We start from the raw sequence: 16,589 nt of genomic DNA on the forward strand, positions 1-16,589 counted from the left end.
TTCACCCTCTCAATTTTACCCTTACAACAGGCATGGTCATTGTTGAAATTAGTTTACATAATGTTAAAAAAATGTTTAATAATGACTTAAGCATGAATATACATGCAACCAAACCTGCACTAGTTGTTGAGTCAGATCATATAAAACCAAAAAATTTAGATCTCTTATTAGTTGCTTATTTAACGAATGATGAAATGTTCAATAAAGGGCAATACCAATGAAAAAAAACACACGTGTTTTCAGCTTGAGTTCCCTGAGCTTTGCTGTGGCAATGGCGCTCGGAGGAGCAACCATATCCAGCAATGCAAACGCAGAAGACGAAACCAAAGCAAATCAAGATGCTAATATCGAAAAAATCGCTGTAGTGGGAACACGTTCAGCACCTCGTTCAATGGGCGACTCTCCAGTCCCTGTTGATATCATTGGCGCAGACGAGATTCAAAAGTCGGGTAATACCGATATGCTTGAAATATTAAAAGGTACAGTCCCCTCACTTAACGTTCATTCTAATCCCATCAGTGATGCAGCCTCATTAGTTCGCCCAATGAACCTGCGTGGACTTTCTGCTGACAGTACTTTGATTCTGCTTAATGGCAAACGACGTCACCGTTCTTCTGTTATTACTCTACTCGGCGGTGGTATCAACGACGGTGCACAAGGCCCAGACATTTCAGTTATTCCGAGTATTGCCTTAAAGCAAGTCGAAGTATTACGTGATGGTGCGGCAGCACAATATGGTTCAGATGCGATTGCTGGTGTCGTTAACTTTCAGTTAAAAGACAACAGTGATGGTGGTTCAATTGAAGTAAAACACGGTGAATACTATGAAGGTGATGGGACGAGTACCCAAGTTGCAGGCAACATTGGTATGCCTCTCACTGAAAATGGTTTTGTGAATTTAAGCTTCCAGCTCAAAGAAGCTGATGCAACAAGTCGAAGTGTTCAACGTCCTGATGCAGCTGCGTTTGCTCAAGCTGGCTTAGATGTTGAAAACCCAGCCCAAGTCTGGGGTTCACCTGAGATCAGTGACGATCTCACTATTTTTGCTAATTTAGGTTTAGAGCTAGATGAGCACTCTAAAGCCTATATGTTTGGTAACTATTCCAAACGAGACGCTCGTGGTGGTTTCTATTATCGAAACCCAAATAACCGCCCAGGTGTCTATGGTGGTATTGTTCGTGAAGTCAATGGGCAAGCCATGTATCGTCCGGGAGCAGATCAAGAAGCATTGCAACAATTATGGGACGCAGCTCCTGAAACAGTTCTTGTTGGCTCACTCGATGGTAAAGATGGTCAACTAGGGTGCCCCGTAGTACCTATTGTAAACGGGATTCCTGACTCTGCCGCACTTTCTAGTCTTGAAGCCGCAAACTGTTTTGCATTCAACCAAATAATTCCCGGTGGTTTCACTCCTAATTTTGGTGGACATATCGAAGATACCTCTTTAACAGCAGGAACGAGTGGTGAGTTCCAGATGGATTGGCTGAAAGGTATTAGCTATGACTTTAGTGGTTCCTTTGGTCAGAACGATTCGAAGTATTTTCTGTACAACACAGTAAATGCCTCGTTAGGCCCTGACACACCTAGAGATTTCAGCCCAGGACAAGCAATCAACACTGAGTGGACCTTCAACGCCGACTTCGTAAAGATGGCTGATTGGGGCATGATGGATGATGTTGCTATTGCCTTTGGTTACGAATGGCACAAAGAAACTTATGAAGTCATCGCAGGTGATGAAGCTTCATTTATTGTTGGTCCACTTTTCGATCAAGGCTTTAGTATCGGTTCAAATGGTTTTCCAGGCTATAAACCAAGTTCTGCTGGCGAATATACACGTAAAAACTCAGCATTATATGCACAATTTAGTATGCCATTTACTGAGAGCTTCTTAATGGACGTAGCAGGTCGCTATGAAGATTATGAAACATTTGGTTCAACCTTTAACTATAAAGTCGCAGCACATTGGGATCTAACCGATACATTTGCTCTGCGTGGCTCAATCAACACTGGTTTTAGAGCTCCAACGGTTGGTCAGGCAAACTTTACCAACGTACAAACTGAGCTTTCAAGTGGTGTGTTAGTTGACTCAGCATTATTACCTCCTACTAACCCTATTTCTCAGGTATTAGGTGGTGAAGCACTTTCTCCTGAAGAGTCATTCAGTTATACCTTAGGTGGTGTCTTTAATGTCGGAGACTTCTTCTTAACCGTTGATTATTACAATATTGAGGTTGAAGACCGAATTGGACAATCAAACAAGATTGAACTTTCGGATGCACAAAAGCAGTTACTTAAAAATGATGGTGTTCCTAACGTAGATGGGCTGTCAAAAGTCAGTTTCTTTACCAATGATTTCGACACGACCACTCAGGGTATTGATATTGTTGCAAGTTATAGCACGAGCCTATTAAGTGGTGATGCTAACTTTGCCCTTTCATACAACTGGAATGATACCAATGTTGATAAGTATTCTGACATTACCGGTGAATTCAAAGTTGCTCGTTTAGAAAAAGATTTACCAAATAACCGAGCAACCTTCACATGGGGACAAAGCTGGGAAGATTGGAATATGTTCACACGTGTGAACTACTTTGGTGAATACCAAGGTGTACACGTTGACTATGATGCCACGGTTAAAACAGGATCTGCAGCATACACTGTTGATATGGAGGTGAATTATGACATCAATGATTCATTCAATATCGCAGTTGGTGCTCAAAATCTATTTGACCAAGAAGCTGAGCGTCTCGACTTCTTCGATAATACCGATATTCCAAACAACAACTGGGGAGGTCAATACTATGAAACTTCACCATTTGGCTTTAATGGTGGTTACTGGTACGTGAAAGCGGCTTATCGCTTTTAAGCCTTAAGTTTCAACCCCCTAAATGCTCCGGATTTATCTGGAGCATTTTTTTACATGTTATTTAATTTCAAACACGTCCGTCATTACTTTATACAACTCTGTACCTTGATGTACCGCTGCAGAAGCGAAATGCAGAATAGGAACACTTCTGGTAGGTAAAGAGAGGTATTGAAGCTCGCTATCCGTTCCATACTGATCCATTCTCAATAAACTCACTAACGGTTTGTCAGCACTAAGCGGTTTTCCGAGTTCAGCTAAGTATTCCACCATGCCAGCATGTGGAGCATGAAATTTTTTATAATTTTTTAGTAGGCATCCATATCGTGGCATATCAAATGGTTTACGCTTTTCCTCAACAACTTCTCTGTGAGATAAATAGGCCATAATGCCATCTGCATCGAGTTTAGCATCTTCAAGATCTATACGCTCTTGGCTCGCCAGTTCCATGGTAAAAGCATTCACTGCCACTCCAAGACTACGCCCAAACTGTTTTGCGACTTCGGATAATTTCCACCAAGGGCAAAACATTGCTTCATCCATTGCACCAGCAAAATCATTAGGAATGACCAATATGTATGGAATTGAAAAAAAACCGGCATCATCTAGTGAATATTCAGGACAGTAAAGATGTTTGCAGGATTTTGGGCCTGTATGTAGATCTAAAACAATATCCGCTTGGTGACCCATTTTTTGAAGTTCAGTAGCCAGTCTCTGACCAGTACTTATTCCCCAAGGGTTTTCTAACCTTTCAACACAATTTGACAGAAGTTTGTCTCTAAACTTAGCAGCCAGTACATCATCTGTTTCATGCTGATGTTTGAGGTACCAGACTTCAATATCGAACTTGTGCTCCAGATACTCTCGGTTCCAATTTACACCCGTTATAGGATCAAAGCGCCCTAGCGTAAATTCACCACTCTTTTGGTTAATCCCCATTGGGTTAGCGAGTGGAACCAGTGTCACTACAGAGTTTAAATGGCTTTGTTCTAATTGTTTAAGCAACTGAAAAATCACGGCGTTACCTTGAACTTCTGCACCATGAACATTCGCTTGGATATATACACTGGGGCCAGATATATCATCAGGGATGAGCTTATAAATAGGTACAGTTAACGCCTGTCCTGTGGCCAGCTCTCCAACTTTAATTTCTGTCTTTTTTAATTTTTTTCCTAACACTATTTTCGTTCCTTATGACTCAAATAGGTTTCGGTGTAATGCCTCAACAACGTGTGCGGCATCATGATCTGAAACTAAAAAGCAGAGGTTATGCTCACTTGCACCGAACGAGCTCATTCTGACATTGAAATCGGCCAATACTTCAAAAACACGACTGCAAATCCCCGTTGTCGACGGAATTTTATTACCGATGAGTGCGACTAAACATAAGTTCGTTTCTACCTGTACATCACAGTGCTGTTCTAACTCCTCAATAAGTGAACTACTCAAAAGTTGTTGCCCACTGGAATCAGAACCGGTTTTATCAAGCGTAAGAGACACGTTAACTTCTGATGTCGTGATTAAATCTACACTAATTTTGTGTCGAGCTAGAATGGCAAATACATCAGCCAAAAAGCCATGTGTATGCAGCATGTCAAAGCTATGAAGGTTCAGCAGCGTTTGATCTTTACGAATGGCAATAGCTCGATATGTAGGAGAGTATTCAATCTGATTTCGAATCCATGTCCCTCCATCATCAGGCGCTGTACTTGAGCCTACAAAAACTTGAATGCCTTTTCTTACTGCTGGAAGGATTGTTGATGGATGTAGCACTTTAGCGCCAAAGGTTGCCATTTCAGCAGCTTCGTTGAAACTAATTTCATTAATTGCTCTAGCATTAGCTGCTAGGCGTGGATCAGTGGTGTAGATTCCTGCCACATCCGTCCAAATTTCAACCGTTTCGGCATTCAATGCCTCCGCAAGTAACGCCGCAGAATAATCGCTGCCGCCTCGGCCAAGCGTGGTCGTGATGCCATCATGATTAGCACCAATAAACCCTTGAGTTACAATAACGGTTTCTTCGAGTAACGGCCTTAGTAATTCATTTGATCGCTCAAAAATATCTATTAACTGAGGCTCTGCTTTGCCAAAGTGACTGTCTGTTCGCATGACATCTCTCACATCAAACTTTTCAGCGACAAGTCCTTGCTGGCGTAATACATAGCTAAATAATAACGATGAGCACTGTTCACCAATTGAAAGGAGTTCATCAATAAGCTGCTTGCTTCGATTCAGAACAAGGCTTTCACTTAAATGCGTCACCCTAGAAAGCAATAGATCAATTTGCGCAATGAGTACTTCAGAGCGAGGCAACCTATCAATAATTTCGTATTGTATAGCGGCAATTTGTGTTAGCCGTAACACTCTATCTTCATCGGTAATACTCGGCTTTGTTAGTTCAACCAATAAATTAGTCACGCCACTTGAAGCGCTTACAACAACGAGTCTTGTTTTGGGATTGCTTAAGACAATTTGGGCACAATTTACCATAGCAGAGTAATTTGCAACGGACGTTCCACCAAACTTTGCTATCACTAACGACATACCGTTCTCCTCGGTCGAGGAAAGAAAACGAATAAACAAGGTAAAAAAGACATTTAACACTCCGAATCATCATTCGAAGAGCCTGGTGCAAGACACACAACCCTAGATAGGAATTTGAGTATATATCACCAGAAGCTCTCCACTTAAATATAAAATAAGTGACAATCGTTAGGATTCAACCTAAGCGATCGGCAGTTTTTGTCATCCACACAAAAAACCACCTCGGCGTTAATCTCCCTCATAAGCTGTCATTGGAGGTGATGCTCCTCAAGCTTACTACCTAGTTAACGCTCCTCTTCTGTTTCCTAAAATTTGCTTATCAACAAACTTTAGGCGTTCTTGGCGAATCGTTCACCAAGACGAATGAAATTATCAACATTGTATACAATTTGTCAATCTCATTTACTGAAATTGATCGCATCAGGAAACTCGCTGACAACATTCGCACGATGGTGAAATTCACCTAAGCACTCTTCATTTGCTTTCATCAGTACGGGAACTAACGTTAACTCACCTCTATTTACATAATAAATTGCATTTTGAACAAATTGGGTACCAAGCTGTATTGCCTCATGCTTATCGATAAACACCGCCCAACTTTTTTCAAAGTGAGACATATCTTTAGCCGCACCCACCACGGCCCGATAAGGACAGTTTAAATTTTCAATAGAGCGTAAAAGCGCTTTATCCCTAAGCCGATTTTGGCTTTGAGACAGTATTTTTCCATTAGGATTACAGGCGGTTACAATAGCGAAGGATAAATGATTAGCGATTTTCTGAGTAAGAAGAAAGTGTGTAGCCCTATAAAAATGCCATAAATCATCTGACTGCGGACTCATATGATGTTTGTCCAAAAAGCTCAACCCAAGACAGTTTAGCAAAGCCAAACCTGATTATGAAGATTAATTTTTGTTCATGATTCGCAATTTCTATACTTTTTAAAAACACACAACCTATTAAAAAATAACGACAAAGTGACACATATCAACATATTAAAACACCATATCGGATTTTATTAACATTTTATTTGTTAACAAATACCGAAAACGAGTACAATGTTAACGTTAACTCTGTCATTTGTCGTTTTGTAGGAAACAGTACGATCAATTAGGCAAAAGGATTAAGCAGGTTAACAAACGCATGTACAAAACATGATCTAAATAACTTTAACATCTAAACTTCAATTAAACACATTGGCCAAGGAACTAAGACCCGCTGTTTTTATCGAAGTGAGTACAGTTCGCGTTTGAGTCATTGATGCAATGAACTAAAAACATGCTTAGCGACCGATTAATAAAGTGATTACAACTTATTTTATTTAGTGTCGCCATTAAGGATAAATTGTTCGTGTGTAATGAATAAACATACGCGCCCATGTTAAGACAAATTTAATTGAGCTTAGGTAATTTATATGCAAAACCCGCACATTTTAATCGTTGAAGATGAAGCAGTTACTCGCAATACCTTGAGAAGTATCTTCGAAGCTGAAGGCTATTCAGTAAGCGAAGCCAATGATGGCGCAGAAATGCATAAGGCAATGCAAGACAACAAAGTCAACCTAGTGGTAATGGACATTAACTTACCCGGTAAAAACGGTTTACTGTTAGCCAGAGAGTTACGCGAAATCAACAATATTGGATTGATCTTTCTAACAGGTCGTGACAATGAAGTTGATAAAATCCTAGGTTTAGAAATTGGTGCAGATGATTACATCACTAAACCGTTTAATCCTAGAGAGTTAACCATACGTGCTCGCAACCTTTTGACACGTGTAAGTAATTCTGGACATGAAATTGAAGAAAAAGCAGCGGTTGACGCTTATCGCTTCAATGGTTGGACTCTTGAAATCAACAGTCGTTCTCTCGTAAGCCCACAAGGTGAATCTTACAAGCTTCCACGCAGTGAATTCCGTGCGATGCTTCACTTTGTAGAAAACCCAGGCAAAATTTTAACCCGTGCTGATCTACTATTGAAAATGACAGGCCGTGAACTAAAACCTCATGACCGTACAGTAGACGTTACCATTCGTCGCATCCGTAAGCATTTTGAAAGCACACCTGATACGCCTGAAATCATTGCGACAATTCACGGTGAAGGATATCGTTTCTGCGCTGAACTTAGCGAATAACTCGTATTCATCTCAATAAAAACCAGAGCAATGCTCTGGTTTTTTTGTTTCTGATAACCTTGGTTACTTTAACTTTCTCTCTAGAAAATCAGCTAATGATTTATACAAATGATTACGGACTTTCTCACCACGCATAGAATGCTTAGAGCCTGGATAATCTATCATTTGGAATAATTTACCTTCGTCTTGCAGTGCTTTATAGACTCGAGTACTGTTTTCAAACAATACATTGTCATCGGCCATACCGTGATACATCAACAAGCCTGATTGATAGTTTTTCACATAAGGCAATACACTGCTGGCATCATAGCCTTTCTTATTGGTTACAGGGTTTCCCATGTATCGTTCAGTGTAATGAGTATCGTATAAGCGCCAATCCGTTACAGGTGCACCAGAAATTGCGACTTTAAAGTAATCAGGAGCCTTAAAAATTCCCATCAGAGCCATATAGCCACCATAGCTGTGACCATAGAGAGCAATATTATCACCATCAACGTACGGTAAGCTTCTTAAGTAATCCACACCCATCTTTTGGTCATCAACTTCCACACTTCCTAAATTGTGATAAATCGCATGTTCAAACTTTGTTCCTCTATGTGCACTACCTCGATTATCTAACTGATAAACAATAAAACCTTGCTGTAGAAGATACTGAGTAAAGTAATCTTTATCCGTCCAGCTGTCAGTCACTAACTGGGCGTGTGGACCGCCATAGACTCGAACAACAACAGGATATTTTTTTGAAGCATCGAACGGAACAGGTTTAAAAATACGACTGTACAGTGTTTGTCCATCTTCTGCTTTTAACTTCACAAATTCAGGTTGCTGCCATAACCCTGCAAAATCATACAGTGGATGACCTTGTTTAACCTCATTTTGCTCAACCCATTGCATTAACTTACCATCATCGCTATGAAGGCTGATCTGTGGAGGCTGAGTTAAGCTGTTGAAGTAATCTAAGTAAACACTTTTCTTCTTTGCAAATACAGCATTGTGCATTCCAGCTCTATGGCTGATTTTTTCTATTGTTCCACCAGAGAGAGGGACACGATAAAGTTGACGTTCAACGGGTGTATCTTTACGACCCGTAAAATAAACCCAACCATTGGCTTCATCAACGTATTCAAGTGCATCGACTGTCCACTTCCCTTTCGTCAACTGACGAATGAGTTTTCCATCGTTACCAAATAGGTATAAGTGCTCAAAACCATCACGTTCAGAAGCCCAAATAAAGGCTTTCTGCTTGTTTAAGAAGTGAAGGTCATCGTTTAAATTAATCCAAGCTTTACTGGTTTCAGTAATCAATGTTTGCGGCTGATTCACATCATTAATCGACACAACTTGGAATTTTAATGTCTTTTGGTCACGGCTTTGCCATTGATAAGATAACTGCTTCCCGCCCGGAAGCCATTTAACTCGTGGTAGGTATATGTCTTGCTCTTTACCTAAATTCACCCACTGAGTTTTTAGCGTCGAAAGGTTTGCGACTCCTAACTGAATCTTGACATTCGTTTTGCCAGCATACGGGTAACGTTGCTCAGTTAATTTAATCCCATCGGCATAGATTTCATTACGAGTAACCAGCTCAACACCAGATTCATCCACTCTGGTATAAGCAATATGAGATTCGTCGTCCGCCCACCAATATCCGGTATAACGACCCATTTCTTCTTGAGCAACGAACTCAGCCATACCATTTTTAATAGCACCGCCGCCATCTTTAGTAACTTGAATCAGTTTATTACTGCTTAAATTTAAAACATAAAGGTTTTGATTGCGTATAAAGGAAACGAAATGGCCTTTTGGAGACATTTTCGCATCCGTAGCAAAGCCTTCTCCTATTGGTAAAACTTTAACTTTGTTGTCTGCTAATGAATATAAATACAATTTACCTGACGCAGGGATAAGAATAGATTGACTGTCAGCTGACCAGCCATATTCCATTATTCCTTGACCGTAAATACGTTGACGCTCACGACGAGCTTTTTCTTCGTCAGATAACTCACCAGAAGCTAACTTATCAGCGTTGACCAGAATACTGGTTTTGCCTGAATTAACGTCCATCTGCCATAAATCATAAAAGTTCTGATTGGTTTCTCGTCCTGCAAGGTAAGTGACCCTTGTACCATCTGGTGACAGTTTTAAGCCGCGTGGACTTTTCCCCGCTAACGCTGGTGATGCATTAAATCGCTCAATAGTCAGAGGTTGCTTTTTTCCTTGCATTTTGGCTTCCATGGCATTGGCCTGACTTGTTAATCCGGATCCGATTATCAGTGGCGCACTCAAGATAAAACTTGTTACCCAACTTTTTTTCATTATGGTTCCTTTATTGTATTTTTTATGCATTTTTTCGATTATACCGATTTACCGGATGATTTCATTGTTGAAACAATGTGTTCTCGCATCCACTTATGGGCGGGGTCTTGATCAAAATATTGATTCCAAATTAACACAAAAATGCCCTTTTCCATTTCGATTGGAATATTGACCATTTCGAGTTCAAAATGCTGGATCATATCTTGTACTTGCCCATAAGGTGCGCACAACACAAGGTTGGTTCTTTCACACAAACGAAATGCGCCTTGAAAGTCTGGCATTTCTACTACAAATTCGCGTTCGAGACCTTTCTTAATCAGAATCTCATCAAGTAGCCAATGACGAGTACCGCCTCCTGTTACTTGAATGTGTTTTTGCTTCAAAAAGCCTTCAAGTGTCCACCCCTCAGATAAAATTGGGTGCCCCTTTCTCACGACACACGTAGCATAGTCTTTACTCAATTCGGCATAGACTAAGTTATCGGGAAGTTTATCAAGGTGATTGTACGAACGAGGATCTTGCTCTAAGCAACGAATTGCAAAGTCTATTTCGCAATTGCTCAATCTTTGAACTGTCTGATCATTCCAAGTTTTCGTACCTATCTTAACCGACGGGGCCGACTCTAATATCGCTGGCATAAATTCAGGCAAGGTCACTGAGAAAGCAATTTCCATCATATCAAAACGGAAGATGCGCTCACATTCTTTAGGCTCAAAGTTACTAACTTGAGTAAGGTTATTAACGTCTTGAAGTATCGGTTTTAATTTAACCGCTAATTCAATCGCTTTAGGAGTAAGTATTAGTTCTTTACCGCTTCTCAATAACAATGGGTCGCTGAACATCTCTCTTAAACGAGACAAGTGCTTACTTACCGCAGATTGAGTCACAAATAAACGTTTGGCAGTACGAGTGACATTACGTTCTTCTAAAAGTACATCCAACACTTTTAACAAATTCAAATCGAATGCTTGCGCCATAACCATTCCCATTAGGAATACATAAATCAACTATAAATCATTTTTGTTCATAGCCAAGCAAAAATATAATCCAGATCACATTTTCACGAATATTGTATGAGACATGAAGCAACTAAGGTTAATTGCAGTATTACTGCCACTAGTTATATTCAGCCCATTGGCGATTGATATATTTTTACCAGCACTACCAATCATGGCCTCTGACTTCAGTGTTTCAACCATCCAAATGCAATGGACCATTACAATTTTCATTTTTAGCCTCGGTATTGGTCAGTTATTTCTAGGCCCAATTTCAGATAGAATCGGTCGCCGTCCTATCGCATTACTTGGTGTCGTGTTATATGCTATCAGTGCTTTACTGATGGTGTTCGAAGATAATTTTGAACTTCATTTAATACTCAGATTTTTCCAAGGGCTAGGCTCGTGCGCCATCATTGTTTCAGTTTTTGCCAGTGTGACAGATCGATTTGACACTAAAGAAAGCAGCCAAATCTTCAGTTACTTAAATGGCATGATCTTCTGTATACCTGCGGTTGCGCCTGTTCTTGGTTACTTTTTAACAGTTTCTTACGGTTGGCAGAGTAACTTTGTCTTCATGACAGAGTTTGCCGCTATCTTTGGCGTAGTCGCATTCAAATGTTTTAAAGAAACGTATACTCCCAGAAAAAAAGTGGCTAGAAACTCAGCCTATAAAAGCATTATTACCAATTCCAGCTTTGTTTTTTATGCCACTGTAGTAATGCTGTCTATGGCCTCTATCACTGCTTTTGTGAGTACGGCACCCAATGTTTTCATCCATCAGTTTCATTTATCTGAAGAGACTTTCACTCACTGGTTCAGCTTAAATGCGGGCTTAAATATCGTGGTTAGCCTATTAACCCCAAAATTAATTGAACACTTCAAAATCAACAGCATCATTAAAGTTGGAATGGCCATGGTGGTTACTTCTGGAGTGTTGCTCACCAGTTTTCAGCACAGCATGACTGTAATTAATTACATGCTCCCAGTCATGTTCGGTTTTATGGGCTTTTCATTACTTATGGGAACTTGTGCAGGCAAAGCGTTATCAGGATTTAAAGCAAATGCGGGGTCGGCTGCAGCGCTACTTGGCTTTATTCAGATGAGTTTATCCGCATTACTAGTAACTCTGGTGCAAGCACTTAATTTCTCTTCGACAGAGCAGTTGGTTATTTTTTCACTGTGCTTTGTACCGCTATTCATCATTAAACAATTAAGAGATTTAGAAAAAGAACCTGAACAAATTTAAATTCGACACCCTATAACCATCCCTACAAAAACCTTACGGTTCTGCCTTACACCACTACACTCATTTCAATGTAGGGCAGTTTCTTTTTTCTTCCGTCAACGTAATGCATTTCCTATTTACTCTCCTAAACTTACAAAATGCTGACAGCAATAAAAGAAAACAGAACATCTAAGTCATTTAACTAGCGTTTTCAACGAGAGCTGTTAAAAAGCAATGCCCTTAACTTATTAAACGGAAGATTAGGCCCTTAAATGACCAAAAACAGTCTCATTTTGTTTCTAGTATTAATGACGACATTAAGTCCTTTTGCTATCGATATCTTTATTCCCGCACTGCCTATTCTAGCAAAAAGTATGTCCACTTCTGTTGATGAGATGCATTGGACGATTACAATTTACTTGTTCAGTCTCGGCGTCGGACAACTGTTCCTCGGTCCTTTAGCGGATAGAATTGGTCGGCGTCCAATCATCCTAACAGGACTGTTGATTTACTTATGCTGCTCAATTGCGCTCTTTTTAATTACGCATTTTGAAAGCCATTTGATATTCCGTTTCTTCCAGGGGTTAGGCGCTTGTGCACTTGGCGTTTGCACTTTTGCATGTATTCGAGATAGCTTTGATCCAAAAGAAAGTAGCCATATTTTTAACTATCTCGTCAGTATTAGATGTTTAAGCCCTGCCTTCGCTCCTACTCTGGGTCATTTTTTATCTGTTCACTTCGGGTGGCACAGTACGTTTGCTTTTCTTGCTATTCTTTGTGGGCTCACATTGTTCTTTGCTTACTTCTTTCTTCAAGAAACTCGGCCAAGCAATACAATCAAACACAGCCAACTTCTGCCTTTAAAGCAGTACTTTAATATCGCCAAATCCCCAATTTTCTTATTCAATGCCATCGTGCTTACTTTATCTATGGCAATGATATTCTCGTATGTCTCCAGCTCACCGATTTGGTTGATGCAACATCTTGGCCTTTCTCAAGAAGCCTTTACCTTTTGGTTTAGTTTTAATGCCGCCATTAACATATTCACCAATCTCTTTTTACCCAAGATCTTATTGAAGCGAATAAAGCCCAAACGATTGGTCAGTATTGGCATGGTAATGATGATTTTTGCAGGTGTGGTATTGGCTGTGCTTTCTAAACATGAATCACCAATTAGTTATATGCTCCCTGTAATCATTGGTACAACTGGGTTTGCATTACTTGTTGGAGTTTGCTTTGCTCAGGCCCTGCACCCATACCCAGAAAAAGCAGGAACGGCCTCAGCCTTACTCAGTTTCTGCCAAGTAGCCATTGGCTCTGTTATCGTAATGGTTCTTCATCTACTTGATCTCAATGCTATCAGCCAGCTTTTAGTAATAACCGGGGCATTCATACCTATGGTTCTCTTTTTTCACTTTTCAAAAGTTAAGGTCTTTGAATAATTAACGTTTCAAATTAATGATTTTTTCAGGTTCATTTAGATAATCTGCTGAACAATGATATTTCAATAACAATCATTCTTAGACTGCAATTTATAAGTGGCTGCTGTATGATCCTGCGGCAGAAATGTCCCACGCTTTTAAGGATCTATGATGCAAACCTTTTCGCAGTATTTAAATGAAAGCGGCATTGATGCCGATTTATCTCAGCTTCTACTTACGTTAACGAATAGTGCGAAGTCAATCAGCAACGCTGTTCAGCATGGCGCTCTAGCGGGTGTGTTAGGCGAAACCGAGCAAGAAAATGTGCAAGGTGAGACTCAAAAGAAACTGGATATCATCACCAATGACATGCTCAAAGATGCTTTGAATGCAGATAGCACAGTAAAAGGTTTAGCTTCTGAAGAAGAAGATCATGTCGTCAGCGTTCACCATGACGGTAAATTCTTAGTTTGCTTTGACCCTTTAGATGGCTCATCAAATATCGATATCAATTCATTAGTGGGTACGATATTTTCAGTACTTCCAGCTAAAAGTGGTGAATTGACTGAACAGTCTTTCCTACAAGCAGGTCGTAATCAGCTAGCTGCTGGCTATGTGCTCTATGGCCCATCTACAATGCTTGCGATAACCACGGGAAATGGCGTTAACTTCTTTACTTTGCATCCTGAAACGGGCGAGTTCTTGTTGACTCACGCTGACGTCACGATTCCTGCTGATACCAAAGAATTTGCGATAAACATGTCGAATCAACGCTTTTGGCAGCCTTCAATGCAAAACTACATTGCAGATTTAATCAAAGGCGATACAGGTCCAAGAGCTAAAAACTTTAACATGCGCTGGATTGCTGCGATGGTGGGTGATGTGCATCGCGTGCTGTCTCGTGGCGGTATTTTTACTTATCCGACGGACAATAAAAATCCGAACAAACCATTTAAGTTGCGTTTAATGTACGAAGCAAATCCTATGGCCTTTTTAGTTGAACAAGCGCATGGCGTTGCTTCAACAGGTTACGAGCCGATTATGGATATTGAACCGCAAGAGATTCATCAGCGTGTAGCGGTTGTACTTGGCAGTGCTAATGAAGTAAACGAATGTCTCAAGTATCACGCCTAATTAGCTGACAGATTTAAAACATAAAAAAACGGCGAAATCGCCGTTTTTTTTATGTCTCTATGTCAATTGGAAACTAAGACTCTACAACTTCTTGCTGATGCTTTTGCTCTGTTTTATCAACAATCGTCACAACCGCAGTATCACCTACAACGTTGCTCGAAGTCACAAACATATCAATGATACGATCGATAGCTGCAACAATAGCAAAAGCTTCGATTGGTAAACCCGTTTGGTGAATAAGCACACCAATCATCACCATGCCACCACCAGGAACGCCACCAGCTCCTACTGATAGTAAGAAAATACTGAAAATAAGTGCGGGTAATTGCTCGGCAGTAAACGGCGTGCCAAAGGCATTCGCTACGAAGAAAATAGCAATAGTAATGTATATAGAAACGCCACCCATGTTCATCGTAGCACCAAGCGGTACACCAAACCCAGCCACCGCACGATTAACACGTAACTTCTCTGTTAAAGTACGCATAGTCACAGGAATTGTTGCGTTTGAGCTTGCGGTAGACAGTGAAAACAATACTTGCTCACGAGTCTTTTCGCGGAACTCTTTAGCTGAAATTCCTGTAAACATGCTCACCGCAAATGGGTAAACAACAAATAACCAAAGATTAAGAAGAACCAGAATTAAAATTACATACTGAGCAACATTGAAGAATGCGTCAGCATCTAACGTTGCACCCAGTTTAAACATCAACGCAAATACACCTATTGGCGCCAAGCTCATCACGACAGTGATCAACTTCATCATTATTTTATTAGCCGTTTGGAAACCTTTTACCGCACCTGCAACAGGCTCACCAATCGATTTAATGACGCCACCAAGTAATAGTGCCATAAAGATAACTTGTAACATGTTACCTTCCATAAAGGCTTTTACAGGGTTACTTGGCACAATATTAACCAGTAAAGTCATTAAGTTTGGTAGCTCTGTTGCAGTAATCGCTAACTGTTCTTTACTGCTCATATCTACACCAGTACCCGGCTGCATAATCAGTGCTACAGCTAATGCGGCACTGATGGCTATCATTGTATTAATGATATAAAAGCCGAAGGTTTTACCGCCTAGTCGACCAAAACTTTTAAGATCTGGAAGTTCACATACACCACAAACAATACTCACAAACACTAGTGGAACCACTAGCATCATGATCATGTTTACAAACATGCTTCCTACACCAGATAAGAAGTTGACCATTGATTCGGAAAAGAAAGAAATGTCAGCTAAAAAATACTGCACAATTGTGCCAAGTATCAGTCCCATAAAAAGACCAGCAAAAATTCTGGTCGAAAGTGATTTCATCATTATTGTATTACCTAGTTTTGTGTTGATTGCCTGCTTCCAAGCAGATATTTTTTATTTTCCCTTGCTGGGGAATATATCATTCTCAACTAGGTAAAGTCACAAGTTGTTATTGTTCAATAGCAAAACTATCCGCATCACCATGCGACGCTGGAGCAATATTTAATAGCATCAAGGCTTCAGTTTCACTTGTGTTCTCTAATGCGTGCATTTGAAAAGGCTTAACGAAATAGACATCGCCGGATTGGATAAGTGTTGTGTGCTCAGTTAAGAGCCTATTCGATGTCTCACACACATCCCCCAAGTGGAGTACCCCACTTCCTTGAGTAACAATAAAAATATCTGCACCATGTTTGTGAAAATGCTTTTGTTGCTGCTGCAGTGGAGCAATTTTTGTTAAACCAATATTGGCTTGCTCTATGTGATCGAACATAGGCGTAAAATAAGCATTATCTTCCCATAAAGATAATTTTTCATGTAAGTTTTCATCTAAAAAATTCACTTTTTTCACGTTACCTTCCTCCGCATGTTAAAACCTAAAACTATGTTGAGTATAGAGGAAGGTGGTCAGTATGCTTGAACGTTAACCGTTAATTAAAGCTACTTAATCTCTATGTTTTAATCAGAATGACAAGAGTAAAATCG

13 protein-coding genes and 1 riboswitch are annotated in these 16,589 nt (G+C 40.2%); of the genes, 6 read left to right on the forward strand and 7 right to left on the reverse strand.

What is annotated here, in order from left to right; translation table 11 throughout:
* Positions 1–92: 92 nt before the first annotated feature.
* Both AC1EU2_RS03490 and AC1EU2_RS03495 read left to right on the forward strand, forming a co-directional pair.
* Positions 93–221 carry a hypothetical protein gene (locus AC1EU2_RS03490; protein WP_480296594.1) on the forward strand — a complete coding sequence of 43 codons (129 nt, stop codon included), beginning with the start codon at positions 93–95 and terminating at the stop codon, positions 219–221.
* Positions 218–2,866 carry a TonB-dependent receptor plug domain-containing protein gene (locus AC1EU2_RS03495; RefSeq protein WP_480296595.1) on the forward strand — a complete coding sequence of 883 codons (2,649 nt, stop codon included), beginning with the start codon at positions 218–220 and terminating at the stop codon, positions 2,864–2,866. The genes AC1EU2_RS03490 and AC1EU2_RS03495 overlap by 4 nt, the downstream gene beginning before the upstream one ends.
* Positions 2,867–2,923: 57 nt before the next feature.
* Here AC1EU2_RS03495 and AC1EU2_RS03500 read toward each other — a convergent pair whose 3' ends face one another.
* From AC1EU2_RS03500 to AC1EU2_RS03510, 3 genes are all read right to left on the reverse strand, one after another.
* Positions 2,924–4,042 (reverse strand): succinylglutamate desuccinylase/aspartoacylase family protein, encoded by a 1,119-nt coding sequence (locus tag AC1EU2_RS03500; protein WP_480296596.1) that lies wholly within the window; start codon positions 4,040–4,042, stop codon positions 2,924–2,926.
* A 12-nt stretch (positions 4,043–4,054) separates the two neighbouring features.
* Entirely contained in the window at positions 4,055–5,407 is a 1,353-nt protein-coding gene (gene lysC, locus AC1EU2_RS03505) for a lysine-sensitive aspartokinase 3 (RefSeq protein WP_480296597.1), read from the reverse strand.
* A gap of 124 nt (positions 5,408–5,531) precedes the next feature.
* Positions 5,532–5,713: riboswitch (Lysine riboswitch) on the reverse strand.
* A 92-nt stretch (positions 5,714–5,805) separates the two neighbouring features.
* A complete protein-coding gene (locus AC1EU2_RS03510) occupies positions 5,806–6,246 on the reverse strand; it encodes a DUF3293 domain-containing protein (protein WP_480296598.1) in 441 nt (146 codons plus the stop codon).
* A 572-nt stretch (positions 6,247–6,818) separates the two neighbouring features.
* Here AC1EU2_RS03510 and arcA point away from each other — a divergent pair.
* Positions 6,819–7,535 carry a two-component system response regulator ArcA gene (gene arcA, locus AC1EU2_RS03515; protein WP_129948301.1) on the forward strand — a complete coding sequence of 239 codons (717 nt, stop codon included), beginning with the start codon at positions 6,819–6,821 and terminating at the stop codon, positions 7,533–7,535.
* Between the two features lie 63 nt (positions 7,536–7,598).
* On the opposite strand, the gene AC1EU2_RS03520 is transcribed toward arcA, so the two are convergent.
* The gene (locus AC1EU2_RS03520; protein ID WP_480296599.1) at positions 7,599–9,851 is read right to left on the reverse strand and encodes a S9 family peptidase; all 2,253 of its coding nucleotides are present in this window, start codon (positions 9,849–9,851) and stop codon (positions 7,599–7,601) included.
* A 38-nt stretch (positions 9,852–9,889) separates the two neighbouring features.
* Complete coding sequence (locus AC1EU2_RS03525) at positions 9,890–10,828, reverse strand: LysR family transcriptional regulator (protein ID WP_480296600.1); 939 nt, start codon at positions 10,826–10,828, stop codon at positions 9,890–9,892.
* A 103-nt stretch (positions 10,829–10,931) separates the two neighbouring features.
* Between AC1EU2_RS03525 and AC1EU2_RS03530 the strand changes: the two genes are divergently transcribed.
* The 3 genes from AC1EU2_RS03530 to AC1EU2_RS03540 all read left to right on the forward strand — a co-directional run bounded on the left by AC1EU2_RS03530 (position 10,932) and on the right by AC1EU2_RS03540 (position 14,629).
* Positions 10,932–12,095 (forward strand): multidrug effflux MFS transporter, encoded by a 1,164-nt coding sequence (locus tag AC1EU2_RS03530; RefSeq protein WP_480296601.1) that lies wholly within the window; start codon positions 10,932–10,934, stop codon positions 12,093–12,095.
* 251 nt (positions 12,096–12,346) lie between these two features.
* Positions 12,347–13,516: a multidrug effflux MFS transporter gene (locus AC1EU2_RS03535; protein WP_480296602.1), complete on the forward strand. Its 1,170-nt coding sequence runs from the start codon at positions 12,347–12,349 to the stop codon at positions 13,514–13,516.
* A gap of 150 nt (positions 13,517–13,666) precedes the next feature.
* Complete coding sequence (locus AC1EU2_RS03540; protein WP_480296603.1) at positions 13,667–14,629, forward strand: class 1 fructose-bisphosphatase; 963 nt, start codon at positions 13,667–13,669, stop codon at positions 14,627–14,629.
* Between the two features lie 73 nt (positions 14,630–14,702).
* Here AC1EU2_RS03540 and AC1EU2_RS03545 read toward each other — a convergent pair whose 3' ends face one another.
* Entirely contained in the window at positions 14,703–15,947 is a 1,245-nt protein-coding gene (locus tag AC1EU2_RS03545; protein WP_480296604.1) for a dicarboxylate/amino acid:cation symporter, read from the reverse strand.
* 106 nt (positions 15,948–16,053) lie between these two features.
* Complete coding sequence (locus AC1EU2_RS03550; RefSeq protein WP_480296605.1) at positions 16,054–16,455, reverse strand: cupin domain-containing protein; 402 nt, start codon at positions 16,453–16,455, stop codon at positions 16,054–16,056.
* Positions 16,456–16,589: the final 134 nt, after the last annotated feature.

This window comes from Parashewanella sp. 2304DJ23-3 (genome assembly GCF_056591695.1).

What these genes read in the sequence shown, in the direction of transcription:
- AC1EU2_RS03490 (WP_480296594.1), top strand. Translation starts at nt 93, where the DNA reads ATGAATATACATGCAACCAAACCTGCACTAGTTGTTGAGTCAGATCAT.
- AC1EU2_RS03495 (WP_480296595.1), top strand. Translation starts at nt 218, where the DNA reads ATGAAAAAAAACACACGTGTTTTCAGCTTGAGTTCCCTGAGCTTTGCT.
- lysC (WP_480296597.1), bottom strand. Translation starts at nt 5,407, where the DNA reads ATGTCGTTAGTGATAGCAAAGTTTGGTGGAACGTCCGTTGCAAATTAC.
- AC1EU2_RS03510 (WP_480296598.1), bottom strand. Translation starts at nt 6,246, where the DNA reads ATGAGTCCGCAGTCAGATGATTTATGGCATTTTTATAGGGCTACACAC.
- arcA (WP_129948301.1), top strand. Translation starts at nt 6,819, where the DNA reads ATGCAAAACCCGCACATTTTAATCGTTGAAGATGAAGCAGTTACTCGC.
- AC1EU2_RS03520 (WP_480296599.1), bottom strand. Translation starts at nt 9,851, where the DNA reads ATGAAAAAAAGTTGGGTAACAAGTTTTATCTTGAGTGCGCCACTGATA.
- AC1EU2_RS03525 (WP_480296600.1), bottom strand. Translation starts at nt 10,828, where the DNA reads ATGGCGCAAGCATTCGATTTGAATTTGTTAAAAGTGTTGGATGTACTT.
- AC1EU2_RS03530 (WP_480296601.1), top strand. Translation starts at nt 10,932, where the DNA reads ATGAAGCAACTAAGGTTAATTGCAGTATTACTGCCACTAGTTATATTC.
- AC1EU2_RS03535 (WP_480296602.1), top strand. Translation starts at nt 12,347, where the DNA reads ATGACCAAAAACAGTCTCATTTTGTTTCTAGTATTAATGACGACATTA.
- AC1EU2_RS03540 (WP_480296603.1), top strand. Translation starts at nt 13,667, where the DNA reads ATGCAAACCTTTTCGCAGTATTTAAATGAAAGCGGCATTGATGCCGAT.
- AC1EU2_RS03545 (WP_480296604.1), bottom strand. Translation starts at nt 15,947, where the DNA reads ATGATGAAATCACTTTCGACCAGAATTTTTGCTGGTCTTTTTATGGGA.